21 protein-coding genes and 1 tRNA gene are annotated in these 26,567 nt (G+C 67.5%); 10 read left to right on the top strand and 12 right to left on the bottom strand.

Features of this window, described 5'->3' with window-relative positions:
- Positions 1 to 218: 218 nt before the first annotated feature.
- The 3 genes from ACIRG5_RS32840 (at position 219) to ACIRG5_RS32830 (ending at position 6,045) form a co-directional block, all read left to right on the top strand.
- Positions 219 to 1,436, top strand: a complete 1,218-nt coding sequence (locus tag ACIRG5_RS32840; protein WP_402911930.1) for an Hsp70 family protein — start codon at positions 219 to 221, stop codon at positions 1,434 to 1,436.
- Between the two features lie 2 nt (positions 1,437 to 1,438).
- Complete coding sequence (locus tag ACIRG5_RS32835) at positions 1,439 to 3,751, top strand: LuxR C-terminal-related transcriptional regulator (RefSeq protein ID WP_402911928.1); 2,313 nt, start codon at positions 1,439 to 1,441, stop codon at positions 3,749 to 3,751.
- A gap of 284 nt (positions 3,752 to 4,035) precedes the next feature.
- Positions 4,036 to 6,045, top strand: coding sequence for a diguanylate cyclase domain-containing protein (locus tag ACIRG5_RS32830; RefSeq protein WP_402911926.1), 2,010 nt, complete (start codon positions 4,036 to 4,038; stop codon positions 6,043 to 6,045).
- Here ACIRG5_RS32830 and ACIRG5_RS32825 read toward each other — a convergent pair.
- The 4 genes from ACIRG5_RS32825 to ACIRG5_RS32810 form a co-directional block, all read right to left on the bottom strand.
- On the bottom strand, positions 6,020 to 6,517 hold the full coding sequence (locus ACIRG5_RS32825) for a DUF2165 domain-containing protein (RefSeq protein ID WP_402911924.1): 498 nt from the start codon (positions 6,515 to 6,517) through the stop codon (positions 6,020 to 6,022). The genes ACIRG5_RS32830 and ACIRG5_RS32825 overlap by 26 nt on opposite strands.
- 60 nt (positions 6,518 to 6,577) lie before the next feature.
- On the bottom strand, positions 6,578 to 10,408 hold the full coding sequence (locus tag ACIRG5_RS32820; RefSeq protein ID WP_402911922.1) for a hypothetical protein: 3,831 nt from the start codon (positions 10,406 to 10,408) through the stop codon (positions 6,578 to 6,580).
- A gap of 260 nt (positions 10,409 to 10,668) precedes the next feature.
- Positions 10,669 to 11,568: an LCP family protein gene (locus tag ACIRG5_RS32815; RefSeq protein WP_402911920.1), complete on the bottom strand. Its 900-nt coding sequence runs from the start codon at positions 11,566 to 11,568 to the stop codon at positions 10,669 to 10,671.
- A 45-nt stretch (positions 11,569 to 11,613) separates the two neighbouring features.
- Entirely contained in the window at positions 11,614 to 12,555 is a 942-nt protein-coding gene (locus tag ACIRG5_RS32810; RefSeq protein ID WP_402911917.1) for a nucleoside hydrolase, read from the bottom strand.
- On the opposite strand from ACIRG5_RS32810, the gene ACIRG5_RS32805 reads away from it, so the two are divergent.
- Positions 12,554 to 13,066: a GNAT family N-acetyltransferase gene (locus tag ACIRG5_RS32805; protein ID WP_402911915.1), complete on the top strand. Its 513-nt coding sequence runs from the start codon at positions 12,554 to 12,556 to the stop codon at positions 13,064 to 13,066. The genes ACIRG5_RS32810 and ACIRG5_RS32805 overlap by 2 nt on opposite strands.
- Here ACIRG5_RS32805 and ACIRG5_RS32800 read toward each other — a convergent pair.
- Positions 13,047 to 14,504 carry a purple acid phosphatase family protein gene (locus tag ACIRG5_RS32800; RefSeq protein ID WP_402911913.1) on the bottom strand — a complete coding sequence of 486 codons (1,458 nt, stop codon included), beginning with the start codon at positions 14,502 to 14,504 and terminating at the stop codon, positions 13,047 to 13,049. The two genes, ACIRG5_RS32805 and ACIRG5_RS32800, sit on opposite strands and share 20 nt — an antisense overlap.
- Before the next feature lie 11 nt (positions 14,505 to 14,515).
- Complete coding sequence (locus tag ACIRG5_RS32795) at positions 14,516 to 16,093, bottom strand: purple acid phosphatase family protein (RefSeq protein ID WP_402911911.1); 1,578 nt, start codon at positions 16,091 to 16,093, stop codon at positions 14,516 to 14,518.
- A gap of 143 nt (positions 16,094 to 16,236) precedes the next feature.
- Here ACIRG5_RS32795 and ACIRG5_RS32790 point away from each other — a divergent pair, with 143 nt between their 5' ends.
- Both ACIRG5_RS32790 and ACIRG5_RS32785 read left to right on the top strand, forming a co-directional pair.
- Complete coding sequence (locus tag ACIRG5_RS32790; protein WP_402911909.1) at positions 16,237 to 16,707, top strand: hypothetical protein; 471 nt, start codon at positions 16,237 to 16,239, stop codon at positions 16,705 to 16,707.
- 31 nt (positions 16,708 to 16,738) lie between these two features.
- The gene (locus ACIRG5_RS32785; RefSeq protein WP_402911908.1) at positions 16,739 to 17,185 is read left to right on the top strand and encodes an SRPBCC family protein; all 447 of its coding nucleotides are present in this window, start codon (positions 16,739 to 16,741) and stop codon (positions 17,183 to 17,185) included.
- A gap of 93 nt (positions 17,186 to 17,278) precedes the next feature.
- Here ACIRG5_RS32785 and ACIRG5_RS32780 read toward each other — a convergent pair.
- Positions 17,279 to 17,354 (bottom strand) — tRNA-Arg (locus ACIRG5_RS32780).
- Positions 17,355 to 17,596: 242 nt separating this feature from the next.
- Here ACIRG5_RS32780 and ACIRG5_RS32775 point away from each other — a divergent pair.
- Together ACIRG5_RS32775 and ACIRG5_RS32770 are read left to right on the top strand one after the other, a co-directional pair.
- Positions 17,597 to 18,364: a hypothetical protein gene (locus tag ACIRG5_RS32775; RefSeq protein WP_319975695.1), complete on the top strand. Its 768-nt coding sequence runs from the start codon at positions 17,597 to 17,599 to the stop codon at positions 18,362 to 18,364.
- A 10-nt stretch (positions 18,365 to 18,374) separates the two neighbouring features.
- Entirely contained in the window at positions 18,375 to 19,112 is a 738-nt protein-coding gene (locus tag ACIRG5_RS32770; protein ID WP_402911905.1) for an FkbM family methyltransferase, read from the top strand.
- A gap of 55 nt (positions 19,113 to 19,167) precedes the next feature.
- On the opposite strand, the gene ACIRG5_RS32765 is transcribed toward ACIRG5_RS32770, so the two are convergent.
- Positions 19,168 to 22,368: a penicillin acylase family protein gene (locus ACIRG5_RS32765; RefSeq protein ID WP_402911903.1), complete on the bottom strand. Its 3,201-nt coding sequence runs from the start codon at positions 22,366 to 22,368 to the stop codon at positions 19,168 to 19,170.
- A 451-nt stretch (positions 22,369 to 22,819) separates the two neighbouring features.
- Between ACIRG5_RS32765 and ACIRG5_RS32760 the strand changes: the two genes are divergently transcribed.
- Positions 22,820 to 23,467, top strand: a complete 648-nt coding sequence (locus tag ACIRG5_RS32760) for a response regulator transcription factor (protein ID WP_030481367.1) — start codon at positions 22,820 to 22,822, stop codon at positions 23,465 to 23,467.
- Positions 23,468 to 23,477: 10 nt separating this feature from the next.
- Here the strand turns inward: ACIRG5_RS32760 and ACIRG5_RS32755 are convergent, their stop codons facing one another.
- Both ACIRG5_RS32755 and bluB read right to left on the bottom strand, forming a co-directional pair.
- The gene (locus tag ACIRG5_RS32755; protein ID WP_402911900.1) at positions 23,478 to 24,935 is read right to left on the bottom strand and encodes a diguanylate cyclase; all 1,458 of its coding nucleotides are present in this window, start codon (positions 24,933 to 24,935) and stop codon (positions 23,478 to 23,480) included.
- An 86-nt stretch (positions 24,936 to 25,021) separates the two neighbouring features.
- Positions 25,022 to 25,654: a 5,6-dimethylbenzimidazole synthase gene (gene bluB, locus ACIRG5_RS32750; protein WP_093605367.1), complete on the bottom strand. Its 633-nt coding sequence runs from the start codon at positions 25,652 to 25,654 to the stop codon at positions 25,022 to 25,024.
- A gap of 84 nt (positions 25,655 to 25,738) precedes the next feature.
- Between bluB and ACIRG5_RS32745 the strand changes: the two genes are divergently transcribed.
- Complete coding sequence (locus tag ACIRG5_RS32745; RefSeq protein ID WP_402911898.1) at positions 25,739 to 26,095, top strand: hypothetical protein; 357 nt, start codon at positions 25,739 to 25,741, stop codon at positions 26,093 to 26,095.
- Here the strand turns inward: ACIRG5_RS32745 and rpsR are convergent.
- Both rpsR and rpsN read right to left on the bottom strand, forming a co-directional pair.
- Entirely contained in the window at positions 26,043 to 26,273 is a 231-nt protein-coding gene (gene rpsR / locus ACIRG5_RS32740) for a 30S ribosomal protein S18 (protein ID WP_319975690.1), read from the bottom strand. The two genes, ACIRG5_RS32745 and rpsR, sit on opposite strands and share 53 nt — an antisense overlap.
- Positions 26,273 to 26,566 carry a 30S ribosomal protein S14 gene (gene rpsN, locus ACIRG5_RS32735; protein ID WP_402911896.1) on the bottom strand — a complete coding sequence of 98 codons (294 nt, stop codon included), beginning with the start codon at positions 26,564 to 26,566 and terminating at the stop codon, positions 26,273 to 26,275. The genes rpsR and rpsN overlap by 1 nt, the downstream gene beginning before the upstream one ends.
- Between the last annotated feature and the right edge of the window lies 1 nt (position 26,567).

The following is a 26,567-nucleotide window of genomic DNA, read 5'->3' as shown; positions in this document are numbered from 1 at the left end:
GAGGGCACTCCTGGTGAGACGCGGATGTCGTTCGGGGTGTGTGGCTGAAAGTTATGAGAGCGAGGCCCCCACCTGCATCGGGGATCACTCCCAGTGATTCCCCGTTCCCCAATGGGGTGACGGTCGTTGACCCCCTAGGGGATTAGGGGCCTCGCTTGAGTGCCTCTTGTTCACCCGTGTAGGTACTGGTCGCTGCTGCGAACAGGTGAGGAAGAGACTTGGCGTACGTACTCGGAGTCGATGTCGGGACCACCCGGACGACGGCTGCCGTGTGCCGCCTCGACGGTGCCCGGGATGCCGAAATCGCCTTTGTGGTGCCCTCGTTCCTGCAGCTCACGGACGCGGGGACGTTCACGGTCGGCGAGCGCGGCGCGGCCGGGTGGACGGCCTCCGGTTTCGCTCGCCGGATCGGTGACGCGGTGCCGTTCGCGCTGGGCCCGGAGGTGTGCACGGCCGAGGAGCTCACCGCGTTGCTGATCATGTGGGTCGTCGGTGAGGTGGTCGCCCGAGAGGGTGAACGGCCCCGTCACCTGGCGGTGAGCCACCCGGCCGGGTGGGGCCCCTATCGCCGAGGACAGCTCCACGCGGCGTTGCGGGCTGTCGGCGTGCACGACGTGACGCTGGTGCCAGAGCCGTTGGCCGCGGCCGAGAACCACGCCGTGCGTTCCCGTGTGGTGCCTGACGCGTCGTTGGCGGTGTTCTCGCTGGGCAGCCACGCGTTCTCCGCGTCGGTCGTCCGGCGTGCGCAGAAACGGACGTTCGAGCTGGTCAACCACGTCGACGGCGTCGATCACCACACCGGCGCCGACTTCGACGACCTGCTGCTGGGACTGGTGCGAGGCCGGCTCGGCAAGGACGGCCTCGTGTCGTCCGCCGAGTGCGAGGCGGCGAAGCGGGCGTTCGGCCCGTCCGGTCAGTCCGTGGTGGTCAGCGGTGTGGAGATCGCGCGGGACGAGTTCGTGGACGAGATCCGGCCGTCCGTCGACCACCTGGTCGGCACCTTCGTCCGCACCCTGGGCGCCGTGCAGCCCGACGCCGTGCTGCTCGTCGGTGGCGGCTGCCGGATGCCCGTGATCGGCGACGCGCTGTCGTCCGCGGTCGACTGCCGCGTGCTGGCCGAGGCAGCCCCCGAGCACTCGGTCGCCAAGGGCCTCGCGGTCGCCGCGCGCCTGGTGCTGATGGGCCCCGAGGCCGAACCGGCCCCGCTCGACACGTCGGTCCTGGTGCACACCCGCGAAGCGTCGTTGCGCTTCCCCGTCGGCGAGGTCCCGAACCCCGACGACGACGAGTTCTCCGCGCCACCGCCCCGCCCGCCGGTGGACGTGTCCCCGCTGGAGCTGCCGCCGAGGCGGGTGAAGCGCGTCGCGAGCGCGCTGAAGCCCGCCGGACGCCGCTCCGGTTCCCGATCCCGAGACGATGATGAGGACGGCCGTTGAGCGTGACCACGCGAGCCAGGTTGGTGCTGGACGCCCCAGTGCGAGGCGTCCTCGACCGGATCAACGACGCAACCGCAGGTGACCGCCTGCGTGTTGTCGTTGCGGCGCCTGGTGGTTACGGCAAGACAGCGCTGCTTTCGGAGATCACCAACACCGCCGTGCGCGTGGTCGACGACGCGCACCTGCTGGACGATGCTTCGTTGCGCGCACTTGCCTCCGAACCGCTTTTGGCGCTGGCCTACCGCCCGTGGCCGCGGCGTGCGTTGCTCGCCGAACTGACCCGTGGCGCGGTCGTCGTGCCGTTGGAGCCGCTTTCCCGTGAGGCAGTTCGCGAACTGCTGAACGCTCCCAAAGCCGTTGCTGACTTCGTGTTCGCGCAGACCGGCGGCGTGCCTCTGTTCGTGGAGCGCCTTGGTGCTGTCGCGGAGGTTTCTTCCGACGTGCTGAGTGCGTTCCGCGCCGAACTCGACTGGCTCGACCCCGATCTGCAGAAGTTCCTGCTGGCCGCGGAAGCCGGGGCCGCCCAGCGCCTGGACCTGCTGTCCGCGTTGCTGGACAAGGACTTCGACGAGGTCAGCGACATCATCGAGGCCGCCCGCGCCACCGGTCTGCTCGCCGAGGACGGCACCCTGCTGCCGCTCGCTTCGCGGGCTGTGGGGTCGTTGACCCGTGCTGAGCGGCGGATCGCGGTGCGGCAGAAGCTGGCCCAGCTCCAGCTCGACCGCGGTGGTCCCGTTCTTGAGTTGGTGCGGCCGTTGCTCGACACCGGCATCGGCGGGCCCGTGTTCGTCGCCGCTGCTCGTGAGGCTTTGGCTTCGGATCCTGCTCTTGCGGCCCGGCTGTTCAAGGCCTCGACCGGGGGCGGAGTTCCTGCTGCCGAGACCGCCGCTTCGTGGGCTACGGCGTCGGCGATGGCGGGTGATCTGGACGGTGCGCTTCGCCTTGCCGACCAGGTCATCAGCGTTGCCGATTCGCCGCATCGCCGGACCGCGGCCGAGGTGGCGGCTGTCGCCCTGGCTCACCGCGGGCAGTTGGCGCGCAGCACCGAGTTGTTCCGTTGGGCCGCCACGCCCTATGCGGCTGCCTTTGCCGGGATCGGGTTGATCGGCACCGGGCATCTGTTCGAGGAGACGCCTCCGCAGCCGCCGACGATGCTCGGTGGTGCGGCTTCACTGATGTTGCAGGGGGTTCGGCAGTCGGTTGTCGGTGCCGAGACCGCGGCACTGTCCACTTTGGTCCGTGCTTCGTCGATGCTCGAACCTGCTGGTGGTGCGGTGTTGTTGCCAGACAGCCCGGCTGCGTTGGCCGCGCTGGTCGCGGTGCACTGTGGCGAGCCGAACGTGGCGGAGTCGGTGCTGGATCGTGCGGTCGAGACCGGTACCGGTGGAGTGCTGATGTCCGTGCGGCATCGGTTGTTGCAGGCATGGCTGCACATGTTGCGCGGGAACCTGGCCGTGGCTCGCGAGACGTTGATGTCCGTTCGGGGGACCTTTGAACCCCGTGACTGGATTTTCGCGGTGGCCCTTGAAATGGGTGTTGCCCGGCGGAACTCCGATCTGGCCACGTTGCGGCGGACGTGGGAGCAGGCCTGTGAGGCTGTTCTTCGGCATCCGGTGGATCTGTTCAGCCTTTTGCCGTTGGGGGAGTTCGCCGCGGCCGCCGCCCGGTTGAGGGATCACGAGCGGCTGGCGCCGCATCTTGCGCAGGCAGCCGCTTTGTTGCGGGCGTTGGGAAATCCGCCGTTGTGGGCCACGCAGCTGCACTGGAGTTTGCTGCACGCGGCGATCATCGACGAGAACACCGCTGCCGCTGAGGAGCATGCGGCCGCGTTGGCCGTTCATCGGGAGCGGAACCGGTACTGCGCGATTCTGTCCGCGGCTGCCGAGTGCTGGCTGGATGTGGTGGCCGGCGAGGTCGACGCTGATCGGGTCGAGGAAGCTGCTCGGGGGCTGCACGCGGTCGGGCTGTGGTGGGATGCGTCCCGGTTGGCTGGGCAGGCGGCTATTCGCACTTCCGACCGGCAGGCGATGGTTCGGTTGCTGGACTGTGCCCGGTTGTTGCAGGGGCGGCCGGTTTCGGTTCGGCGCGGGGCTGAGGACGCCGCTCCGGTCGTCGAGGACGCCGGGAAGCTGAGTGATCGGGAGCGGGAGGTGGCTCAGCTGGTGGTGGAGGGGATGACCTACAAGCAGGTCGGGGATCGGTTGTTCATCTCCGCCAAGACCGTTGAGCACCACATGGCTCGGATGAGGCAGCGGCTGGGGTCTACGTCCCGGTCGGATCTGCTGGCTCAGTTGCGGCACATCATCGGGGGCTGACGCTCGTGGGCTTCGGGCTCGCCTGCCGTTCATCGTCGTGAACCCTCCGCTGGCCGCTGTAGCCCGATCGAGGGTCGAGGGTTGGGCTTGTTCGTGAGAAAATTGGTCCGATCGAGCGAGTAAAGGGTGTAACGCTCAGAGATGGCTATGCCCCCGTTGGGGGGAACGGCGCCGCGCATTGGGACGGTGTGGTTTGCTGGCGGTAGGCTTCCGCACCGTTGCTCGCCGAGCAGGTCAGGTGGAACGTTTTGCCGAGCCAGGACGACGCGAGACCGTCACGTCCGGTGGGACGCGACGCGTTGGCGCGCGACTGGGCGATCAAGGTCAGTCGTACCGCGTACATACCCCTGTCTGCCGCGAAGCTGACGGAGGAGCTGCACGAGCTGCTCAACCTGGTGGCTGAGGCGCTCGTCGGGGATCCCCAGGTGGCCTCGCTGGTCGGCACTCGGCTGGTGGAGATCCACTGCGTCGGCGCTGAGAGTCTGCGGGAGTCCATCGAGGTTCTCGCGATGTTCGTCGTGCGGGAGGGGGCCGACGCCCGGCAGGCCGCGCTGGTGATCGGGGCTGTTTCGGCCGCTTACACCGGGGCGATTCAGGCGTTCGTCCTGGAGCAGCAGGAAAGTGTCAGTCAGGCTCTGTTACGGGCGAATCGGGCCGTGCAGCTGGATTTGCAGGCCAGCGAAGAGCGGTTCGAGGATATTTTCGCGCATTCCTCCACCGGCATCGCGATGGTCGGGCTCGACGGGGAGCTGATTCGGGCCAACGAGGCGTTGTGCACCATTCTTCGGCGTGAAGACGCCGCCGGGATGACGCTCACGGATTTGATCGCGCCCGCTGATCTGCCGCTCATCAACGACGCGCTGGCCGGCCTGCGGTACGGGCGGATGCGGCGGGTCGAGGAGCGGCCGCGGCTGATCGATCGCGATGGTGAGCACTTCCGGGTGTTGCTCGCGGCCACCGTGCAGAAGGACGCGGAGGACAACCCGCAGCACTTCGTCGTGATGATCGACGACGACAGCCAGCTCACCTTGCTCGGCGGGCGGTTGCAGTACCAGTCGTTGCACGACGCGCTGACCGGACTGCCGAACCGGCAGTACCTCACGACACGGCTGGAGTCGTTGCTGCACAGCGACATCGAGTACGGCGTGACGTTGTACCACCTTGATCTCGACGCCTTCGCGGTGATCACGGACGGCCTGGGGCGCGAGATCGGCGACAAGGTGCTCAAGCTCGTAGCGGAACGGCTCAGTTCGGTGTTCTCCGCCGAGAAGGCGATGGTCGCCCGGCTTGAGAGCGACGAGTTCGCCGTGCTCGTCGAGAACGGGCCCGAGACGCCGGACGTCGACACGACTATTCGGATGATCGAGCACGAACTGGCCGAGCCCGTCTACTTCGGCGAGCACGGGGTCGCGGTGTCGGCGTCGATCGGGGTGCTGCCCCGGCTGCATCCCGGCGATCATCCCGCCGAGGTGTTGCGGGCCTCGGACATGACGTTGCGGCGTGCCCAGCGCAGCGGACGGCGGCAGTGGGGGCTGCAGGACGCCACTCAGGACAAGCGGGAGCAGGAGGAGTTCGCTCTTGCCGCCGTGATGCCCGGCGCCTGGGAGAACGGCGACATCGAGGTCGTGTTCAACCCCGTCATGAAGCTCGACGGATCGGCGCGGGTGTGCGTCGAGGCCGAGCTGAACTGGCGGCATCGGGACGTCGGGCTGATCCCGCACGAGAAGTGCGTCGGGATGGCCGAGCACACCGGGCTGATGTTGCCGCTCGGCGAGTGGATGCTGCGGACGGCCGCCGAGTCCGCGTGCCGGTACGAGGAGATGCTCGCGGTCTGCCTCACCGAGAGCATGGCGAACAGCCCGGACCTCGTGCGCGACGTGCGGCGCGTGCTCGCGGACACCGGGTTACCGGCCGGGCGGTTGTTGCTCGGCTTTCCGGTGCACGTGCTCGCGTCCGAGGACAGCGAGGCCGCCGACAACCTCGAACTGCTCTCCGACATGGGCATCCACATCGGCGCGCGCGACTTCTCCGGTTCCACCGCGGAGATCGAACTGGTGCGGTCGCTCGGCGTGGCGGCCGTGCGGGTGAAGGGGCGTTGCCAGAAGCCGGACGAGTTGGTGTCGCACGTGCTCAGCGACCTCTTCGGGTTCGTGCACGAGGCCGGTGGGCTCGTCGTGATCGACTTGATCGAGGACGCTGAGCAGCGCGACTGGTGGAGTGGCCTGGGCGCCGACGCCGGCGTCGGACCCGTGTTCTGCGTGGAGCCGACTACTGAGTGGCCCGACGCGGGCTGAGGTGCACGAGGATCAGCGCGAAGCCCGCGATGGTCACCATCCGCAGGGCCGCGCCGATGCCGTTCCAGTCCTTCGACTGCCACATCGCGAACCACTCTCCGCCGACGGTGATGAAGCCGCCCAGGAACAGCGCCACGATCATCAGCAGACCGGCGGACGCGAACCTGCGCGCGCTGTCCTCCTTGTCGCGGACGTAGGCGACGGTGCCCGCGGTCAGCAGCACCGCGGAGATCGCCTCCCACAGGATGATCAAGACGTAGACGATCGTGACGACGGCGGGGCTCGTGATCGCCCGCCACTTCAGCCCCTCGCCGAACGTGGTGTCCATCGCGAGGACGTGCTTCACGAACGCCTCGTTCGTGCCGTAGTCCGTGACGTTGCCGAGCACCACGAGAATCATGTTGAGGGCGATGAACCCGACGGTCACCGCGACGACCGCGCGCAAGCTGCCGACCCGAGCAAGAAGACGCATGAAGCGGACAGTAATCGATGAGGTGCTGTCGGTGAGAGGGTTTGCGTTGGTTGAGCACCGTCAGCAGGGCGCGTGGAACTCCACCTGGGGCAGGCGGCTCTGCCACAGTTGCTCGGTGAGCGCGCCCCGTGTGGTGGCGCAGATGCGGTCGGCCTCGTGCGAGACGTCGATGTCCCACAGGCGCAGCAGGCCGTCGCCCCCGCCCGACAGCACCAGCGTCCGGCTGTCCGGTCTGAAGAGGACGTTCGGCTCGGCGCCGGACGCGAGCGCCATCGGCTGGCCGAGAGGGGTCGCCCTGGCGGGATTTCCGATGTCCCACAACCGGAACGTCTTGTCCGCACTGGCGCTCGCGAGCGTCTTCCCGTCCGGCGTCACCGCGAGCGAGAAGACCTGCTGTGTCTGCCCGGTGAGCACGCTGAGCGCCACCGGCTTCTCCCGGTCGCGCACGTCCCACAGCCGGATCGCCTTGTCGGCGCCGCCGGTGATCAGCTTGGTGCCGTCCGGCGTGAAGATGACGCGCTGCACCGGTTCGTGGTGGTCCTCCACCGGTTTGCCGAGCAGGCGCGGTCTCGCGGGATCGGTCATGTCCCACAGCCGGAACATGCGGTCGCTGCTCGCGGTCACCATGGTCCTGCCGTCAGGGCTGAACGTCGTGTCGTTGACGTACCCGTCGTGGCCGGTCAGCGGCTCGCCCAGCTTCACCGGTCGCGCGGGATCGCTGACGTTCCACAGTTGCACCGACTCGTCGTCGCCGCCGGTCACCATGATCTTGTTGTCGGGAGCGAAGACGAGCTGGTTGGTGAACCGCGTGCCGAGCGTGATCAACGGCGTGAGCGGCACGACGTGCGCGGGATCGCTCGTGTCCCACAGCTGCAGCGACTTCTCGCCGGCCAGCGCGCCGAGCACCTTGCCGTCCGGCCGGAGCTGCACCCGGACGGATCCCTTGTCAGGGCTGACCTTCACCGCTCCGAGGAACTTCGGCGTGAACGGGTCCGCGGTGTCCCAGAACCGCGCGGTCTTGCCGTCCTTGCCGCCGTTGCCGTCCGCGGTCACGAGCAGCTTGCCGTCCTCGCTGAACGACGTCACGCCCGCGTTCCCGGCGGGGACCGGCACCACGTGCCGCGGCAACGACCACAACCGCACCGAGTTCTCGCCCGCGCCGGTGGCCAGCGTCGCGCCGTCCGGGGAGAAACCGACCGCGAACACGCCACCGCTGGGCGCCGCGAGCGGTTTGCCGAGCTGCATCGCGTTGACCGGATCGGTGACGTTCCACAGCCGCGCGGTGCCGTCGACCGCCCCGGAGGCGAGCATCCGCCCGTCGGGGCTGAACTTCACCGACCACACGCCGGCGGTGTGGCCGACGAGCGGGTCACCGATCGGTGCCTGCGTCACGGGATCCCACAACCGCACCGTCGTGTCGTCGGCGGCGGAGGCGAGGAGTTTCCCGTCCAGGCTGAACGTCACCGAGTGCACGCCGCCGGTGTGGCCCGTCATCGGCTTGCCCAGCGCCGTCCTGGTCGCGACGTCCCAGAGCCGGATCACCTGGTCGTCGCCGGACGTGGCGAGCGTTCTGCCGTCCGGGGTGAAGGCGAGCGTCCGCACCGCCGCGGTGGCGCCGCGTAGTGGTTCGCCGAGCGGTTGCGGATCCGCGGGATCGCTGACGTTCCACAGCCGTGCGGTCTTGTCCTCGTTCGCCGCGGCCAGGATCCTGCCGTCGGGACTGAACTCCAGCAGGTAGCTGGTGCCGTTGCCGGTCTCGATCGTCCTGAGGTGCCGGGGATTCGCCCGGTCGGTGATGTCCCACAGCCGGATCGTCTTGTCGTTGCCGGTGGTGGCGAGCACCTTGCCGTCCGGGGAGAACACGGCGGAGGTGAGCCAGTCGGTGTGGCCGGTGATCACCGCGAGCGGCTTGGGGTTCGCGCGGTCCCGCACGTCCCACAGGCGGGCGGTCCGGTCGTAGCTGGCGGTCGCGAGCACGGTGCCGTCAGTGGTGAACGACGTCAGGTACACCGCGCCGGTGTGCCCCGGCAGCGGGACGGCCAGCGGCTTCTGCTGGTTCGCGAGCAGCTTGGAGCCCACGTCCAGGTCGTCCGGCCGCAACCGGTGGGCGGCGAGCAGCAGTTGGGCGGCCACCGACGCGTCCGTGTCGGCCAGCCGGTCCGCCTCTGCCACGATCTGGCGGAACACCGCGTCGTCACGCTGCCGCACGGCGATCACCGCGGCGCCCGCGGCGATCAGCGCGAAGATCACGACGAGGGAGATCGCGCTGCGGCGCAGCCAGACGCTCTTGCGGTGCTGGCGTTCGGACGTCCGCACGAACTCCTTGGCGATCGTGGTGACGTCCTGCTGCTGGCGCACGCCCTCCAGCCGTGCACCGCGGTAGAGCAGTGACGAGTCGCGGTCGTGCGTGGACCACGTCGCCGCGTCCTCTTCCAGCCGCTGCCGGGTCAGGTTGCCCGCGCGGTCCTCGTCGATCCAGCTGCGCAACCGCGGCCACGCCTGCAGCAACGCCTCATGCGTGATCTGCACCGAGTCGGCGTCCATGGTGATCAGGCGGGCGTGCGTGAGGACTTCGAGCGCACGTTCCGTCGCCGGGAGGTTCGTGCTCGCCTCCAGCAGGCTGTGGCGGCTGGAACGGCGGCGGGTGTCCTGGGTGTCGTCGCCGACCCTGACCAGGCGCAGCAGCAGCTGTCTCGCGGCGGCCCTCGCCGGTTCGTCGAGGTCTGACCAGGCACGTTCGGCGGTGGCGGCGACGGCGCCCTGGATGCCGCCCGCCGCCCGGTAGCCGGCGATCGTGAGGCGGCCCGCCTGCCTGCGTTGCCACGTGACCAGCAGCGCGTGGCTGAGCAGGGGGAGCGCGCCCGCGTCGTAGGCGTCTTTGCCGCGGCGGTTGTGTGTGCCGAGGTCGCGCAGCACGAGGTCGACCAGACCGGCTTCCAGCTGCAGCCCGGCTGCCTTGGCCGGGTTCGTCACCGCGTCGTGCAACTCGGCCGCCGTCATCGCGCCGAGCACCATCTGCCTGGTCTGCAGGGCCTCGGCGAGCTCGGGGAAGTCGAGGCAGCGGGCGTAGAAGTCGGCCCGCACGCCGAGCACGACCGCAGTTCTCCCCGCCGCCGCGTGCAGGGCCTGGACGAAGATCCGCAACCGGTTCTCGTCGCCGCCGAGGGTGAACGCCTCCTCGAACTGGTCGACGATCACCACCCGGTCGCCGACCGCGGCCTGCACCTCGTGGGCGAAGTCGACGAGCCCGTCCGACTCGGCGGCGGACTCCAGCACGCGGATCAGCTCCGGCACCTGGAGCGCGAACTCCTTCAGCGGATCGGTGCCGGGCGAAATGATGACGGCCTCTTTGTTCAGCCGGGGGAGGACGCCCGCTTTCATCAAACTGGACTTGCCGGCGCCGGACGCGCCCACGAGCGTGGTGATGCCGTTCTCGTTCAGCCGGTCGAGAAGTGCGTTCGTCGCCCTTTCCCGGCCGAAGAACCAATTCGCGTCCTGCGGCCCGAATGCGCTCAGGCCCATGTACGGGCAGACGGAGTTGTCTTCCTGAGGAGGTGTGCCCGTTTCCGCGACAGGGCTCGCGAGCGCCTCTTCCCAGAGGGCGCGCCACACGTCGAGTTCGTACAGGCCGTCGATCGAGGGCTGGGGCCTGCGCTTGCGCGCCTCGCCGACCAGGACCTCCAGGACCGCGCTCAGGCCGCTGAACCTGGCGGGGACGTTGCGCCCGCGCCGCCAGTCGCTGACCCGCTGGGCGGGCACGCGCAGAGGCCGGCCCTGTTCATCCGTCCGGCGGGCACGGGTGACCGACTCCGTGACTCGCTTCAGAGGCGGGTCGCCTGCCTCCGCGTAGAGCAGCGCGAAGCGCTCCGCGAAGACGCCACGGGGTCCCAATCGGCCTCCTCCTCGTCCGGACCGGAAAACGTGGACCGCCCTTCTGAGCTGCGGCGCACGCATCGGACAGGTGGTCAGAGGCCCACCATAACGAGGCGGTCTGACAACCTCGAATCCACGTCCTTCACGAGACTGGGAGACCGTCAAAGTGGCTGTGGCTGACTGGGGCAGAACGTCCACGGCTGAGGAGTCCTGGGGGTCTCCTCAGCCGTGGCCCGCGGGTCCGCTTCCCGCTGAGTGGCAGGGCGCCGCCTGCTAGGTCAGGCGGCCTGCCACAGTTCGTCCGCTTCCGGCTGCTTGGGCTGAACCCGGTTCGGATCGGGCAGGTAGCTCTCGGTCGGCAGCGTCACGTACGTGATCGCGTCCGGTTTCAGAGCGGTGAGTTTTCCCGCCAGATCGGCCAATTCGGGGATCGAACCGATTCCGGTGTCCGTGACGATGGATTTCGTGAGGATGTCCGCGAGCTGGAGTGTTTTCGCCGGGCTGGCGAGCCAGTTCTCGTTCGCCAGTTTCTCGCTCAACGCCCGCATGAACAGCTGTTGGTTCTTGATGCGGTTCAGGTCGCTGCCGTCGCCGATGCTGTAGCGGGTGCGCACGAATGCGAGCGCCTGGGTTCCGTCGAGCTTCGTCGGCCCTGCCGGCACGTGCAGCCCGCTCTTCTCGTCGTCGATCGCCTCGGGCATCGTGACGTCGATGCCGCCGAGCTTGTCGATGACGTCGCGGAAGCCGTTGAAGTCGATCTGCACGAAGTGGTCGATCCGGATGCCGCTCATCTGCTCGACCGTCGCCACCGTGCACGCGGCGCCGCCCGTGGAGAAGGCGCTGTTGAACATGGCGATCGCGGCCGGCGGGTTGGTCCCGCACTCCGGCCTCGGCACCATCGTGTCGCGCGGGATGCTGACCACGCGTGCCTGGTCGCCCTTCGCGTTCAGCTGCACGACCATGGCGGTGTCGGACCGCCCGTCGTCCTTGCCGATGAGGAGGATGTTGAGGGGGCGGCCAGGCGTCGACGGAGGCCTGGGGTGGGTGATCTCCGTGGAGAGATCGACGGTCTTGAGATTGCTCTCCAGCCGCCAGTAGGAGCCCCCGGCCACGACGCCCGTCGCGATGACCACGGCGGCCCCCGAGACCGCGAGCCATCGTTTCAAGTGGACGTTCATACCTTCACGGTCCCTGGTGTTTGTCCAGGTCCCGTCGGTGGTTTGTCATGGTTGTGTCACAGCGTGCCTCAGCTGGTCGAGGAATCGGGCGTGGTCGGCCGTGACGGCGTACCTGGCCTTCGTGCGTTCGGTGGCGATGTCCCGCCCGAACGGGCTTCCGGGGGCGAGGAACCGTTGGTCGGCGACGATCTTGCCGCGCGTGTAGCGGCCGGTGAGCTCGATCGCGAACCGGTCCTCGTGGTAGCTCGCGAGACCGGGGTCGACCAGGATCGCGGCGGCCAGCGGGTCGTGCGGGACGAAGCCCTTCCTGCCCAGGAAGCTGCCGTAGAAGTCGGCGTAGAAGCCGAGGATCCGCCGCGGGTAGCAGTCGTCGGGGAGCGCGTCGAGCCACTCCTGTGACGCGTGGCTCTCCATGGTGACGTCGAGGCCGACGATGGTGAGATCCTCGAAGCCGGCGGCCAGGACCAGATCGGCCGCCTCCGGGTCGTGCCAGAAGTTCGCCTCGGCGTGGGAGGTGATGTTGCCCGGCACGTTGAGCGCGCCGCCCATGACCACGACCTTGTCGAGCAGTTCCGGCAGGCGTGGCTCGATCTGCAGCGCCAGCGCGACGTTGGTGAGCGGACCGATCGCGAGCAGGCTCAGTTCTCGCGGGTTGGCGCGTGCCTGGTTCGCGAGCTGCTCGGCGGCGCTTTCCTTCGTGGGAAAGGTCTTCGGCTCGTCTCCCGCATGCCCGCCGAGACCGTCCTGGCCGTGCACGTCTTCAGCGGTCTTGAGGGGCTGGGCGAGCGGTTTCGCGGCGCCCATCGCCACCGGGACGTCGAGGTTCAGGCGTTCGGTGAGCCTCAGAGCGTTGGCGGTGGCCTGCTGCACCGGCACGTTGCCGTGGACCGTGCCGATGGCGACTATTTCGATTTCTCGCTGGGCGCGCAGGTAGTACAAAGCAAGGGCATCATCGATGCCGGGGTCCGCGTCGACGATGATCCGCATGCGCTCGATCATGCCATTGGGGGATGCCGTGACAGTCCGTCCAGCAGTCGTCGCCGACGCTCCTGCCGTTGCCTCCGTGCACGTCCAGACCTGGCAGGCCGCTTACCGCGGTCTGGTCCCGGACTCCGTGCTGGACGGGCTCTCCGTGGAAGAGCGCACAGCCATGTGGGAACGCGGCATCCCGCGGGGTGGGGTGTGGGTCGGGCTCGTCGACGACGAGGTGGCCGGGTTCGTCGCGGTCGGCCCGTCCCGTGAGCCCGATGCGGCGTTCGAGGTGTACGCGATCTACGTGCTGCCCTCCGCGTGGGGCACCGGCCTGGGGTTCTCGCTGGCTCGAGCTGCTTTGGGCGATGAGCAGGACGTGGTGCTGTGGGTGTTCGACGAGAACCCGCGGGCGCGGCGGTTCTACGAGCGGCTCGGGTTCCGCGCCGATGGCACGGCCAAGACCGAGACCATCGGCGGGGCCGAGTTGACGGAGATCCGCTACCGGTTCAGCGGCGTCGCAGGGTGAGCTCGTCGATCAGTACGCCGTCCTCGTTCAGCGCGCGGACCTTCATCGTGGTCTTGGTGACGTCGACCGCGACGATGCTGTAGCCCCGGTACCTCGTGCGTGACCAGGTGACCTTGGTGTCAGTCGAGCTCGCACTGTTCCTCTTGTAGCAGCGCATGGTCGGGGTGCCGCTGGTGTTCTCGTTGCCCAGGTAGGACTCCGGCGCGTTCTTGTAGAACTTGTCCAGCGACTGACCGCCCGCGCCCGCCGTGATGTAAATCGTGCCTTCCTTGCTCGTCTTGCCAGCCTTGATCGGGTCGGTGCGCTCGTAGACGCGGTTGTGCGCGTTGAGGACCAGGTCGACCTTGTGCTTGTCGAACACCGGCGCCCACTTCTGCTGCGCGACGCTCTCCGCGCCGCCGCCGTCGGCCGTCGAGTACGGGGCGTGGTGCAGGTAGACGACGATGAAGTCGATGCTCTTGTCCTTGCGGAACTTCTCGAGCTGCCCGTCCAGCCAGGTCAGCTGCTTTCCCTTGGTGTGGTCGAGGTTCGCGGCGTTGCGGTGGCAGATGTCGTTGCCGTCCAGGCTGATCAGCCCGACGTTCTGGTACCGCCACGCGTAGATGCCGATGGAGCCGCTCCACGCGTTGTCCGGCATGGTGACGCGCTGCTTGATGCCGCCGTAGCCGTTGGGGGAATACCACTTCTCCATCTCGCGGTTGCCGAGCGTCAGCATCCAGGGTGTCGTCTGCGCCATGAACTCGTTCTGCGCGAACAGACTGTTCCACCGTGCCGCGTCGTACTTGTCGGTGTCGGCGTGCCCGCCCTCGACGTTCGTCGTGCCGCCGTGGATGGCGTAGCTCAGGTTGCCGAGCGCGAGGTGGAAGGCCGGACCTTGGTCCGCGGCGAGGCTCGTGAGCTTGCGCGCGTTGTAGCCGTAGCCCTGGTCGCCGAACGCCGTGAAGGTGAACGGCGTTGTGGCGGTTGCTGTCGGTGCGGTCTTGAAGGACGCGATCTCGTTGGGACGCTTGCTGGTGGCGGGATCGTAGTTGTCGTGCCCAACGACGTAGAAGTACGTCGTTGCCGGTGTGAGGTCGTTGAGCTTGGCGTGCAAGTAGCACTGGTACATAGGATCTGGGCCGTGCGGCGGGAAGCTGTGGTCGCCTTCCTGCCAGCCGATCTCGCTCTTGAGCGTGCGCAGCTCGGCGGCGATCTTCGGCCCGAACTCACCCCCGTTGGTGGCGATCCGGACGTACGGCCCGTTGACCTTCTCCAGCTGCTGCCAGGAGATCACGACCTGCCTGGACGGATCCGCGCCGTACGCGAGATGCCGTCCGACCGGCCTGACCTTCCGCCCGTCCGGTGCGGCTTGGGCTGTTTTCGTACCGGTGATCGCGGCCGTGACGAGCGCGGCGCCACCGACCTTGAACAACAACCGGCGCGAGTGTTCTTCAGTCATGTCAGGCCCTCTCAGCCGCGCCGGATCGTGAACTCGTCGACCAGCGCACCCGTCTCGGTGAGCGCGCGGACCTTCATCTGGGCCGGCTTGTCCGTTCTCGGCTCGACGTCGACGACGATCAGCCCGTACCCGCGATACCGCACCCGCGACCACGTCACCTTGACCAGCTTCTCCTCGCCGTCCTCCTGGTCGACCCGCATCGTCGCCGTGACGTCCTTGACGTTGCCGAAGTAGGAGTCGGAGATCTTCGAGTCGGCCCAGCTGTTGATGCTCTCGCCACCACCGCCCGCGGTGATGTAGGTCGTGCCGTCCTTGACGGGGTTGATGGTGCTCCTGATGTCCGCCTTCTTGGTGCCCTTGCCCGCCTTGATCGGATCCGTGCGCTCGTAGACGTGGTTGTGCCCGTTGAGAACCAGATCCACCTGGTACTGGTCGAACAACGGCGCCCACCGCTTCTGCGCGCCGACCTCGGCCCCGTTGTTCCCGGACGTCGAGTACGTGCACTGATGGCAGTAGACGACGATGAAGTCGATGCTCGCGTCCTTGCGGAACTTCTCGAGCTGCGCCTTCAGCCAGGTCTGCTGTCTGCCCTCGGTGTAGTCGAGGTTGGCGTCGCTGTTGTAGCAGATGTCGTTGCCGTCCAAGCTGATCATCCCGACGTTCTGGTATCGCCAGGAGTAGATGCAGGTGGACCCGTCCCAGGCGTTGTCGGGCATGGTGAACCGCGCCCGCATCCCGCCATACCCGTGGTTGTCGTACCAGCTCTCCATCTCGTGGTTGCCGAGCGAGACCATCCACGGAACCTCAGCCGCCACGAGCTCGTTCTGCGCGAAGAACGAATCCCACTTCCGCGCGTCGTACTTGTCGGTCTCCGGCCGCCCACCCTCACCGTCGTTGGCGTAACTCATGTCGCCCATCGCGAGGTGGAACTGCGGCCCCAGATCGGCGATGAGACCGTTGGTGGCCAACGCGTTGTGCCCGACCCCTTGATCTCCGAAGGCCGTGAACGAGAACGCGGTCCTAGCGGTGGTGCCCGGTGCCGTCCGGAAGGTCGCAGGCTCTTGTGGCTCAAACCCCTGATGCCCCACCACGTAGTAGTACGTCGTGTTCGGCACCAGATCGTCAAGCCGGACGTGCAGGTAGTACTGCGTGACGCCCTTCCCCAGATGCGGCGAGATGGTGAAGAGCGGCTCCCTCTCCTGCCACGCCAAGTCGCTGGTAAGCGCCCTCACCTCCGCAGGCAACTTCTCCCCGTACTCACCGGCCGCGGTGCCGATCCGCAGGTAGGGCGCCTGAACGTTGGCGGGCACCTGCCACGACACCACCACCTGCCTCGACGGATCCGCCCCGAACGCGATGTGCCGCCCGAACGGCCTGAGCGCTTTGCCGTTCGCGGTCTCCTTGAGCAACACCCCGGGCACCTCGAACCCACTGGCCGACGCGGTGCCGGTGAGGCTTGTGGCGAGCACGGCCCCACCCACCGCCCCGGCCCGGAAGAGCCCGCGCCGCGAATACCGCCTCCGCGCGTCCTCGTAGAGCTCCTGAAGGCGTGGACCGTTCTGCGACCTGCGTCCCGGAGGCTCACTCATGGCCCCGAAATTAGGAAACCTTGTTTACAGCGGTCAATGACCGTTGGTGCACAACGGCCTTTCTGCCGGTACTTCTGCTGGTTCGGAGCGCTGGGCCGTTCGCCCGCTTAACATCGGGAATCCTCCGACGCACGGGAGCTGCCATGGCGTTCCGCCGCAACCTGGAATCACGCGAGGCCGACATCGCCCGAGTGGTGTTCGGCGACGCCCTGGACATCAGCAAACTCCGCCTGGCAGAAGGCGGCCTCCTGGGCAGCTTCGGCGTGGCCCGCACCCTCCCGAAGCTGGTCACCTTCCCCAAGGGAATCCTGACCACACCGCAACACCAGGCGAGGTACGAGCGCTGGCTGGTCCACGAACTGACCCACGCCTACCAGTACCAACACGGCCGCAGCGTGCTGAGCCTGCTCCCGACCGCCATGGCGGGCTTCTTCGTGAAGGGCCTCTACGACTACGGCGGCGAGGAAGGCCTGCGCGGGAAGTCGTTCGCCGACTTCAACACCGAACAACAAGCCAACATCGTGGCCGACTACTACTACCTGAGCACGTACGAGCCGCACCGCGACCTGTCGGCCTACGAGCCGTACATCAACCACGTCCGCTCAGGCGGATGACGTCCAACGCGATGCCGTACCGCTGGAGACCGTGGTCCAACTGCTAGCCGACCCGGCACAAATGCCGAAATGGCTACGAGGCCTGGTGCTGCAGGAGCCGCTGAGCGGGGTGCACGGGCAGGTCGGCACCAAATCGCGGGTCGTGATGCAGACGGGACAGCAGAAGTTCGAGGGCACCGAGACCATCACCCGCAGGGAACCGGCAGACCTGCACGAGATCCCGGAAGGAACCGTCGTGCACTTCGAACGCGAGATCGCGGGCGAGGGCGTGTGGAGCGTCGCGCGCGAGCAGCTGACCGAAGCCGGCCCTGAGACGACCCTCTGGGTGAGCGAGAACGAGTACCGGTTCAGCGGCGTGCTGATGCGGCTGGTGGGGCTTCTGATGCCTGGCGCCTTCCGCAAGCAGTCTCTACAGCACATGCAGGACTTCAAGGCGTTCGCCGAGCTGGGAATGGACGTTCGCGAAGCGAAGGACTGATGGCTGGCTTCGGGTGGGGCTGGTAGATGGCCGAATAGATCAGGGCCCGACAGCGTTTCAGCATGTCAGGCCCTGATTTCACCCGGCGAAAGGTGGTGCCCCAGGCAGGATTCGAACCTGCGACACACGGTTTAGGAAACCGATGCTCTATCCCCTGAGCTACTAGGGCTAGCGACAGCAGTCTACCGGGGTGCCGCTACCGAGTTGACCAGCGCCCCCGGCTACCGCGGACCGGCGCCTCGCTCACGCACGGTGAGGGGTGCACGAACGAGGCTGCGGCCGTTGGAGGGAAGTGAGGCAGGCCACCTTCTACCGGGCACAAACGTCAGGTAGGGAGGGCGTGTGAGCAGACCCTGGCCCGACTTCCGTCCTGGCCCGCTTGGTGCCTTCAAGGCTTGGTGGCGCCGGACGGTGCCCAAGAGAGCTGACGACATCACCTTCGTGCCGCCGGCGAGCAGTCATCAGCAGGAGTTCGAGACGCCGTTGGCGAGTGCGGTGTACGGGCTGGACTTCCAGCTCAAGTTCACGGTGGTGTGGCGGCTTGATCTCGCGACGGGCCTTCGGCACAACTCGCCGCGGAGTGCTGCCATTCATCACGTTCTGCAGCGGGCCAAGGAGATCAGCGGCAAGGTGATGTTGGTTCATCACGCTGCCCTGCAGGTGCAGTTGGGGGATGAGCTCGCCACTGAGCGGCAGGTGCCTGGGACGCACGTGTGGGCTCGGGCGGAGCAGGTGAAGGTCTCGGTCGGGGACGACGACCTGGAGATGGCCAAGAAGCACATCGAGTTGCTCCGGAACTCGACGTTCAAGTTGGCCGAACGGGATGTCGAGCGGGCTGAGATCCGGTACCTGCGGGACGAGGTGTTGACGGACGTCGGTACGGCGACGATCTGGTGGTTGCAGCGCAACGGGTATCAGGTCGAGGAGGCGGTCAAGCTGGCCGGCCACCTCGCGGAGCTGGTGAAGATCGCGCAGCGGGAGCCGGCCGGGCATTGGGCCGAGTCGTTGGTGAGCAGTGTCGAGCGGGCCATGCCTGAGCTCGAGGACGCGCATCGGCGGGACCTGAGGCTGCACCTGGTCAAGGCGTTGAGCGTTTACGGCGGGGAGCGGGTGGCCGCGGAGTTCGCCGATCAGATCGGGTTGCCTGCGGGCGAGCAGCACCGGAACGGACACGTCTAGGCTGACTGGGGTGTTGACCCAACTTCGCAGTGCTGCTGTTGTTGCCGGGTTGCAGGCGCTCGCCCGGCTCACGCCCTATGCCGAGGCGGAGCTGATCGGGCTCCGCAAGGTCGTCAAGCCGGGAGACGTCTGCATCGACGTCGGGGCCGCACTGGGGCTTTACACGGTCACTTTGTCGAGACTGGTCGGTCCACAAGGGACTGTGCACAGCGTCGAGCCGCTCGTGTTCGCGCACCCCGCTCTTTCGTACGTGCTCAGGCCGCGCGAAGGGGCCAACATCAAGCGGCACTCGGTCGCCCTTGGCGCGGAGAAGCAGGGGCGCGAGGTCATGAGCGTTCCCGTGCGGCACGGGAGTCCGATCACCGGGCGGTCGTTCCTCACGGTGGGGGCGAACGGGCTGGGGTCCAACGAGGAGTTCGACCAGCACCTGGACGTTCTGGTCAAGACGGACACGCTCGACCACTTCGTCGAGGAGCAGGGGATCGGCAAGCTCGACTTCGTCAAGGCCGATGTGGAGGGGGCCGAACTCAGGGTCCTCGAAGGGGCCGTGGAGACCATCGAACGGCTCAAGCCCGCGTTCCTGCTGGAGATCGAGGAACGGCACGTCGAGCGGTTCGGGTACCACGCGAAGGACGTCGCGGACTTCCTCGTCGAGCGCGGGTACCGGATGAGCACGTGGCACGGTGGCGAGTGGGTGCCGACGCACGACATCGGTGGCGAGATCAGGAACTACCTGTTCAGGGCCTGAAATAAGTAGAGGACGCCGACCCCTGGGGGTGGATCGGCGTCCTCATCTCGAAGGCCTACGAAACGTAGACCTCAAGTTCGTACAGGGAGTATCCGTACTGACCGGCCCGTTGGGTACCTGTCATCCGGAGGTATCTCGCGTCCTGTGGTGTGAACGCTACGACATCATCGCCGCCATCGCCAGCACTTGTGGAGAAAACGTTCCGCCAGTTGCCACCGTCATTGGAAATCTCGATGCGGTAGCCCTTGGCGAAGGCTGATTCCCACCGCAACACCGCGCGACCGATTCGTTGCACTGAGCCAAGGTCGACCTGGATCCATTGGTTGTCGTTCCAGTCGCTGGCCCAGCGCGAGGTCGGGTTTCCGTCCAGCGCGTTCGACGGCGGGAGGTTGTTCCAGCCCGTTTCGTGGGACGACGCGGTGGCGGTGCGGCCGGCGGCCAGGTTGGTGATGTTCTGGCCCCTGCGGGACGGGAACTGCACGACCTGCTGGTACGTCGGGCGGTTCTGCCAGCTGATCTTGTCCTGGGTGATGCCTCCCATGGCGCGGTGGATGATCGTGTCCGCGCACCACTGGTCGCCCGCGGCGCAGTCGGCGTCACCTGGGTAGACCACGTTTGCGGGCTTGGCGACGGCCTGCGTCAACGAGTTCACGAGGGCCGTGCGGCAGCCGGACAACGTGCCGCCGCCGCAGTACGTCTGCGGGAACGCGCCCTGGACCGGGTCGCCGAGGACCTTGCGCAGGTCCTTGTCCACGTAGCCCCACCAGCCGTACTGGAACGAGGAACCCTTGTGCGGCGCGGCACCGTGCGCGTCGGATGGGGCCTCGTCGACCTGCTGGGCTCCTACCAGTGCGTTGAACAGGTCGTCGCCCAGCGACGGCTTGAACTGCGACTCCACCAGAAGCGGCCACCAGGCATCCAGAATCCGGATGGCTTCGGCGTGATTGTAGGTCTTGCTGCCCTTCGCGGTCTCCTTGCGCAACGAGCCGGAGCGCTGCCAGTCCTTCAGCTTCTGCACGACAGGCGCCAAAGAAGCGTCGACCGGAGCGGACTCGACCACCCGAAGCAACTCGGGCAGCACCTGCTCGGCACGCAGGTCGGCCACGGCCGCTTCGGCCATCGCGCGAGTCAGAGCAGCCCGCGTGACCTTCTGGCCGGAAGCGATCAGAGCCCGCACGCGAACGTCGAGCAGGTCACCGCGGTGCACGGCGCTGTGGCCGAACCCGCCGAACGTGAAGTCCTTGGCCTGCTTGTTGTTCCAGGACACGTAGTAGTCCTGGTTGATCGAGTTCGGGTGCCCGGCGAACGGCATGTACGCCGCGGTGTTCTCGTCGCCGTTCCAGTTCACCCACTCGTACTCGGCGCGGCCCCAGGTCGGCAGGTTCGGGTCCACAGTGGACCGGCGCACCGGGTTCAGGCCCGAGTTGAAGTACGCGGAGTCGCGGGAGTCGACGTAGAGCCAGTTGAACGCGTAGCCGATCTTGTTGGCCGCGCGCTGGAAGTCCGCGGCCGAACGGATGGCGCCAGGATCGTTGAGCTCCTGGAAACCGATGATCGAGTCGACCTCGTGCATGTACGTCGAACGCAACGTCGTGTACGCCACGACCTTGCCGCCGACGGTCGCACGGCTCGTCACCAGGCCGTACTTGGTCCGGTACATCACCAACGTGTACGAACCGGCGGGTGTGCCGTCGGCGACCGTCGGCTTCCAGGCGTTCTTGCGCTCCAGCCGTTCCATCGGCAGGCACGAGCCGTGGAACAGGTACGACGAAGACGCCTTGGTGGCAGGAGAACCGTCCGGGTTGCACAGCTCGACGGCGTAGGTGTCGACGATGTCCTGCCCGGAAGAGGTGGCGCTCCACGAGTAGTCCACGCCACGGCCGAGCTGCACGTACATCGAGACGCCCGCGAACGAGACACCGCGCGAACGGATGCCGGGCCCGTTGAGCTCCTGCAGCAGAAGCAGCTGCGGTGCGAAGTAACCGGTCTGCGGCCCCCACACGGCGATCGGGTTCCCGCTGTCCGTGTACGCGCCGGAGACCGCGAGAGCGTTCGACATGCCGTGCTTCTTGTTCAGCAGGTCCGGAGGCAGCACGCCATCGGAGAAGATCCCCCGAGCCTTCGCCACGTCCTCGGAAGCGGGAACGGCGACGGAAGCACCCGTGCCACCCACCTCGTCGTAGACCATCCGTTCCGGCGTGATGCTGCCGCCGTCGGGAAGCGCCAGGCCCTGGGGCGAAGCGGGAGAGGCCGAGTACGGGAACGACTGTCCGTCGTGGAGGGTCAGGACGGCCTCGGGGTCGTTCTGCGCCCGGAACGCCTTCCACACCTGCTCGCCGACGGCGGCGCCGTACTTGTTCTGCGCGGCCAGCTTCACCAGCGCCGACTGCACCTCGCCGCCACCGCCGGCACCGAACAGGCCGCCGACCACCGAGGCGATCGCGACCATGTCCGTCGACTTGAACGGCTGGATGTCGTTCCAGTTCGTGATCGCGTCGGCGTGCCCGGTCAGCACGTACTCGCCGGGGAAGTTGCGGGCGCCCACGGACTGCGTGATGTAGGCGTTGACGCCGGCCGTGTAGTCGTCGACGTCGACCAACGCCTGCCGCCCGCGCTCACCGCCGTTCGCCGCGGCGGACTCGATCTGCTTCTGCAGGTCCGCCTCGGTGTACGCGATCTGGTTGAAGAAGCTCTGCTCCAGCACGCGGTTGCCGGGCGCACCACCGGCGAAACCGGTCAGCTGGCCGCGGCCGAGGTGACGGAAGATGTCCATCAGCCACAGGCGGTCCTGGGCGGCCGCGAAGCCGGCGCCGAACATCGTGCCGGACCGCGTGGTCCCGGTGATGTGCGGCATGCCGATCTTCTTGTCGCGCACGATCGTCACGTCGGCGCGCGGCTTGATCGTGCTCTCGACCTGGTCGGACGGCACGCCGAACGACGCGTCGTTGAAGAAGTCGGTCAGCTGGCTGTTCGTCAGGCCGCCGTAGCCGTTGACCAGGGCGTCGTACTTGCCGAGCTGGTCGGCCGAGTGCGCGGGCCTGGTGCCGAACGCCTTGTGGGTGAGGATCTCGGCCAGCGTCGCGTTGCCGTTGTTGCCCGGCGGCACGATGTCGTTGCACTGGCCGAGGCAGTAGTCGTCGGCGGCGAACGCGGCCGCGCGTGACTCCTCTGCCTGTGCGGCGGACGGGACGATCAAAAGGGAGGCGGTGACGGCGGCAGTCGCCAGCAGGGACGTCACCGGATTGGCTCTCCGCATCGCGCGAAGCTCCTCTCCGTGCAGGGCAGGGCTGTTGTGACGCACGTTACTTTCCAGTAGGGCTATTGCGAAAGGCTTTCGCGTTTTCTGGAACGGCCGAGAAGGTCCTGTATCGATACCGAGGCCCATCAAGAAAAGATATGGGCAGAAACGATGCCAAGTGAGACATCTGAATCGGATTACCGAGGCCGTATCCGTGTTTCTGGTACGACATTCCACTGAGTGGGATTCCGATGTTTCGTCACTCAGCGTTCTGACGGCTCCCCCTAAACCCTGGTGGCATGCCTACGCAGCGAAGTCGGCGCGCTATTCCGGTAACTGTGAACGTTGCCGGTGATCTCGAAAATCCGTTACCACATGATGAGATAACTGAGAATTAACGTGGTCTTCGGCGTGCGTACGCGAAGATCACGAACATGAGGGAGCACGGAACGCCAATGCGGGAGGCGTCGTGATCAAGGTTCTGCTGGCCGACGACGAGGACCTCGTCCGCTCCGGCCTTCGCATGATCCTGAGCAGCGTCGGGGACATCGAAGTTGTTGCTGAGGCCGATGACGGACACCTGGTAGCCGACCTGGCACGCCAGCATCGTCCGCACGTTGTACTGCTCGACATCCGGATGCGCACCTCGGACGGACTCGTGGCCCTGCGGAGGCTGCGGACCCTGCCGGACCCACCGAGGGTCTGCATCCTGACCACGTTCGACGTCGACGAATACGTTTCGGAAGCACTGCGCCTCGGCGCGGCCGGCTTCCTGCTCAAGGACACCGAACCGGAACAGCTCGTCAAAGCCGTGCGTGATCTCGCGCGCGGGGGAGCGGTTCTCGACCCCGGTGTCGCCGCCAGAGTTCTCGCGGCCGTGGCCGACGGCGAACGAATGGCGGAGCCTGCGCGCAGGCTGCTGCAAAGCCTGTCCGAACGCGAGCGCGAAGTGCTCGTGCTGATCGGCCAGGGCATGTCCAACGCGGAGATCGGCGGCACCCTGCACCTGTCGGAGGCGACGGTCAAGGGCTACGTCTCGTCCGTGCTCGGCAAGATCGGCGCGGTCAACCGCGTGCAGGCCGCGCTGGTGGCCTACCGCGGCGGCCTGATCGCCTGAGTCCGGGACCTCAGTTCCCGGACACGATCTCGGGCACCTCGTCCACCGAGGGCTCGACCTCGACCCTGTTGCGGCCGTGCCGCTTGGCGCGGTACAGCGCCATGTCGGCGGCCGCGAACAGCTGGTCCAGCTTGGCCGGTCCCGCCGCGACACCGATGCTGACGGTGGGGCGGCGGACCGCGCCGAGCACCATCGTCCAGTCGTGCCCGTCGACGGCCGCGCGGATCCGCTCGGCCACGTTCGGGCCGACGTCCATGTTCGGCCCGGTGTCGCCGAGCAGCACCACGAACTCGTCGCCGGCCCAGCGCGCCACCAGGTCGTCCGACCGGCATTCGCGCCGCAGCAACGCCGCGATCTCGCGCAACGCCGCGTCGCCCGTCGCGTGCCCGGCGTCGTCGTTGACGTTCTTGAACCAGTCCACGTCGACCAGCACCAGCCACGGCACCTTGCCGCGCGCCGCCGTCGACTCCAGCAACGTGGCAGCGGCGCGTTCGAGCCCGAGCCGGTTCGCCAGGCCCGTCAACGGGTCGCGCGCCGCGGCCTCCTGCGCCGCCACCGCCAGCCGTTGTGCCTGAACGGCCACGCGGCGCTGCTCCAGTGCCTGGCCCAGACCTTCCTGCAACGTCTCCGTGGCCGTGCGAGAAGCCGCCATCGACCGCCGCAACGCCGCGGCCTCACCCTCCGCGTCACCCAGGGCGTGGCAGATGTCCGCCAGTTCCGTGGAGAACCGCAGCAGCAGTGACGTGTCGTTGATGCGTTCGGCGTTCGTCACCGCACGGGACGCGAGTGTGCGCGCCTCGTCGAGATCGTTCTGCTCACGACGCACGACGGCGAGAACCCAGTTGCCGACCGAGATGCCCCACAGGTCGTCGGCGTCCAACGACAGCCGCAGGGTCTCCTCGCCCATCTCCTCGGCCTTGTCCAGCTGACCGACACCGGCGAGGGACCGCCCGCACGCACCGAGCAGCGCGCGCCGGTGCAGCTCGTCCTTCACGATGCCGATGCCCTCGTCGAGGTACGCCAGGGCTTCCTCGAAGATCGCCGGCGCCGCCGCGGGAGGGCCAGAGCAGGCGCGGAAGTTGAGCGAACCACCGAGGCGCTGCAGGCACTGGGCCAGCACGTCGGTGTTGCCCGCCCGCCGCGCCACCTGAACGGACAGCCGCAGCATGTCCAGCGCCGCGCGCCGGTTGCCGATGCCCTCCATCAGATAACCGAGGGAACCCATCGTGTGGGCCACGGCCGGGCTGTCGGAACGGTCGATGTCGAGGTCGGTCCATCCCTCGGCGGCCAGTTCCAGGGCCAGCGGTATGCGGCCGAGGCGCCACGCCATGACCGCCCGGTTCACCAGCACCGCTGATCGCACCCAGCGGTCGGCTCCGGGGGACACCTTCGTGACGACTTCGTCGAAGAGGCTGTTCGCCTCCGGCACGCGGCCAGCGTTGTACAACGCGCGGACCTCTAGGTCCAACCGCGGAATCTGGCCCGCTACCAGCGGATCGCGCTGCTCCACTCGTTCATCGACTCCGTTCCGACTCGCCGAGCGGCCCGCACAGGCTACCGGGTCGGTCGCGCCCCGTACCGATCGTGGTGCAGGACGTCATCAAGGGGTAGTCGGTTGCGCCAACCGTGACGTTCCAGATCAGGCGTATCGGGCAGTGATCGAACCGGACCAACGCACAACCATGCCACCGGACGGACCCTTGTGGGGATGTCCAGCAGTCGCCGCAGCACATCCTCCCGGTAGAAGCTCACCCAGCCCACACCGAGTCCCTCTTCCGTCGCCGCGAGCCACAGGTTCTGAATCGCCAGGCACACCGAGTACAGACCGGCGTCGGCGATCGCGTGCCTGCCGAGCACCGCCGGTGAACCCCGGTCGGGGTCGTAGGTGACCACGATGCCGAGGGTCGACTCCATGACTCCTTCGACCTTGATACGAGCGAACGTCTCCGCTCGTTCATGATCCAGCTGAGCCGCGAAGACACTGCGTTCGGCCTGAACGTGATCCCGGAACGCCCGCCGAATCGATTCATCCCGCACCAGCACGAAGTCCCACGGCTGGGAAAGGCCGACACTCGGGGCGGCGTGCGCGGCGGTCAGCACCCGTCGCAGCACGTCGGACGGGATTTCCTCGCCGGAGAACTCGGCGCGCGTGTCCCTGCGTCGGTGGACTGCTTCGTACAGGTTCATTCGTGCGATCGTGCCTCACTCGAAAGCACCAACTTCACGCTGGAGAGGTGGCGCTGATCTCACCTGAGGCGATAGACCGATCTGATGCGAAGAATGAAAGGTGGTTACGGCTCCGCGCTCGGATTCGGCGGCGGAGTCGGCGTGGCCACGTTCACCGGTGCCTGGCCTTTCGTGGCCCTGATCCTGCTCGCGGCGGTCGTGGTGGTCGTCTCGCTGCGTACGACGATCGTCGGAGCCGGGTTGGCGGCACTGCAGTGCTGGGGCCTCTACGCGACCTTCTTGGTGGGTGTTCGTGGCGATCTCACGGTCGACGAACACACGACCTGGGTGCTCGCGTTGCTGGTGCAACTCGCCGCGCTGGCCTTCCTGGCCAGCGCGGCGGTCCGTGTCATCGCCCTTGTGACGGGTACGGCAACAGGGCCATCTCCCGTGCGTTCTTGATGGCCGTGGCGACCTGACGCTGCTGTTGCGGCGTCAGTCCCGTCACCCGGCGGGACCGGATCTTGCCCCGGTCCGAGAGGAACTTGCGCAGCAGCGTGACGTCCTTCCAGTCGACGACGGTCACGCCTTCCTTCGCGAGCAGGTTCACCCTGCGCTTGGGCGGCCTCTTCTCGCGCATCACCAGCTCGCCTTCGACACGCCGGGCAGCTCACCGCGGTGGGCCATCTCCCTGAGCCGGACGCGGGACAGGCCGAACTTCCGGTTGTAGGCGCGCGGCCGTCCGTCCACGACGTCGCGGTTGCGCAGCCTGGTCGGCGACGCGTTCCGTGGCAGTTTCTGCAGGCCCCGCAACGCTTCCGCGCGCGTCTCCGGGTGCCGCAGCATCTCCTTGAGCTCGTGGCGCCGTTCCGCGTACCGCGCCACGACCTCGCGGCGTCGCCGGTCCGCGGCGATCTTCGACTTCTTCGCCACG

The sequence above is a fragment of the Lentzea sp. NPDC102401 genome, from assembly GCF_044765805.1.
GTDB lineage: Bacteria > Actinomycetota > Actinomycetes > Mycobacteriales > Pseudonocardiaceae > Lentzea > Lentzea sokolovensis.
The sequence above is the reverse complement of the archived record's forward strand: the minus strand, read 5'-3'. Positions and strand labels throughout refer to the sequence as shown.

Coding starts and splice junctions, on each gene's coding strand:
- ACIRG5_RS32825 (WP_402911924.1), bottom strand. CDS start 6,517: ATGCGTCTTCTTGCTCGGGTCGGCAGCTTGCGCGCGGTCGTCGCGGTG.
- ACIRG5_RS32815 (WP_402911920.1), bottom strand. CDS start 11,568: ATGAACGTCCACTTGAAACGATGGCTCGCGGTCTCGGGGGCCGCCGTG.
- ACIRG5_RS32805 (WP_402911915.1), top strand. CDS start 12,554: ATGCGCTCGATCATGCCATTGGGGGATGCCGTGACAGTCCGTCCAGCA.
- ACIRG5_RS32810 (WP_402911917.1), bottom strand. CDS start 12,555: ATGCGGATCATCGTCGACGCGGACCCCGGCATCGATGATGCCCTTGCT.
- ACIRG5_RS32800 (WP_402911913.1), bottom strand. CDS start 14,504: ATGACTGAAGAACACTCGCGCCGGTTGTTGTTCAAGGTCGGTGGCGCC.
- ACIRG5_RS32795 (WP_402911911.1), bottom strand. CDS start 16,093: ATGAGTGAGCCTCCGGGACGCAGGTCGCAGAACGGTCCACGCCTTCAG.
- ACIRG5_RS32790 (WP_402911909.1), top strand. CDS start 16,237: ATGGCGTTCCGCCGCAACCTGGAATCACGCGAGGCCGACATCGCCCGA.
- ACIRG5_RS32765 (WP_402911903.1), bottom strand. CDS start 22,368: ATGCGGAGAGCCAATCCGGTGACGTCCCTGCTGGCGACTGCCGCCGTC.
- bluB (WP_093605367.1), bottom strand. CDS start 25,654: ATGAACCTGTACGAAGCAGTCCACCGACGCAGGGACACGCGCGCCGAG.
- ACIRG5_RS32745 (WP_402911898.1), top strand. CDS start 25,739: ATGCGAAGAATGAAAGGTGGTTACGGCTCCGCGCTCGGATTCGGCGGC.
- rpsR (WP_319975690.1), bottom strand. CDS start 26,273: ATGCGCGAGAAGAGGCCGCCCAAGCGCAGGGTGAACCTGCTCGCGAAG.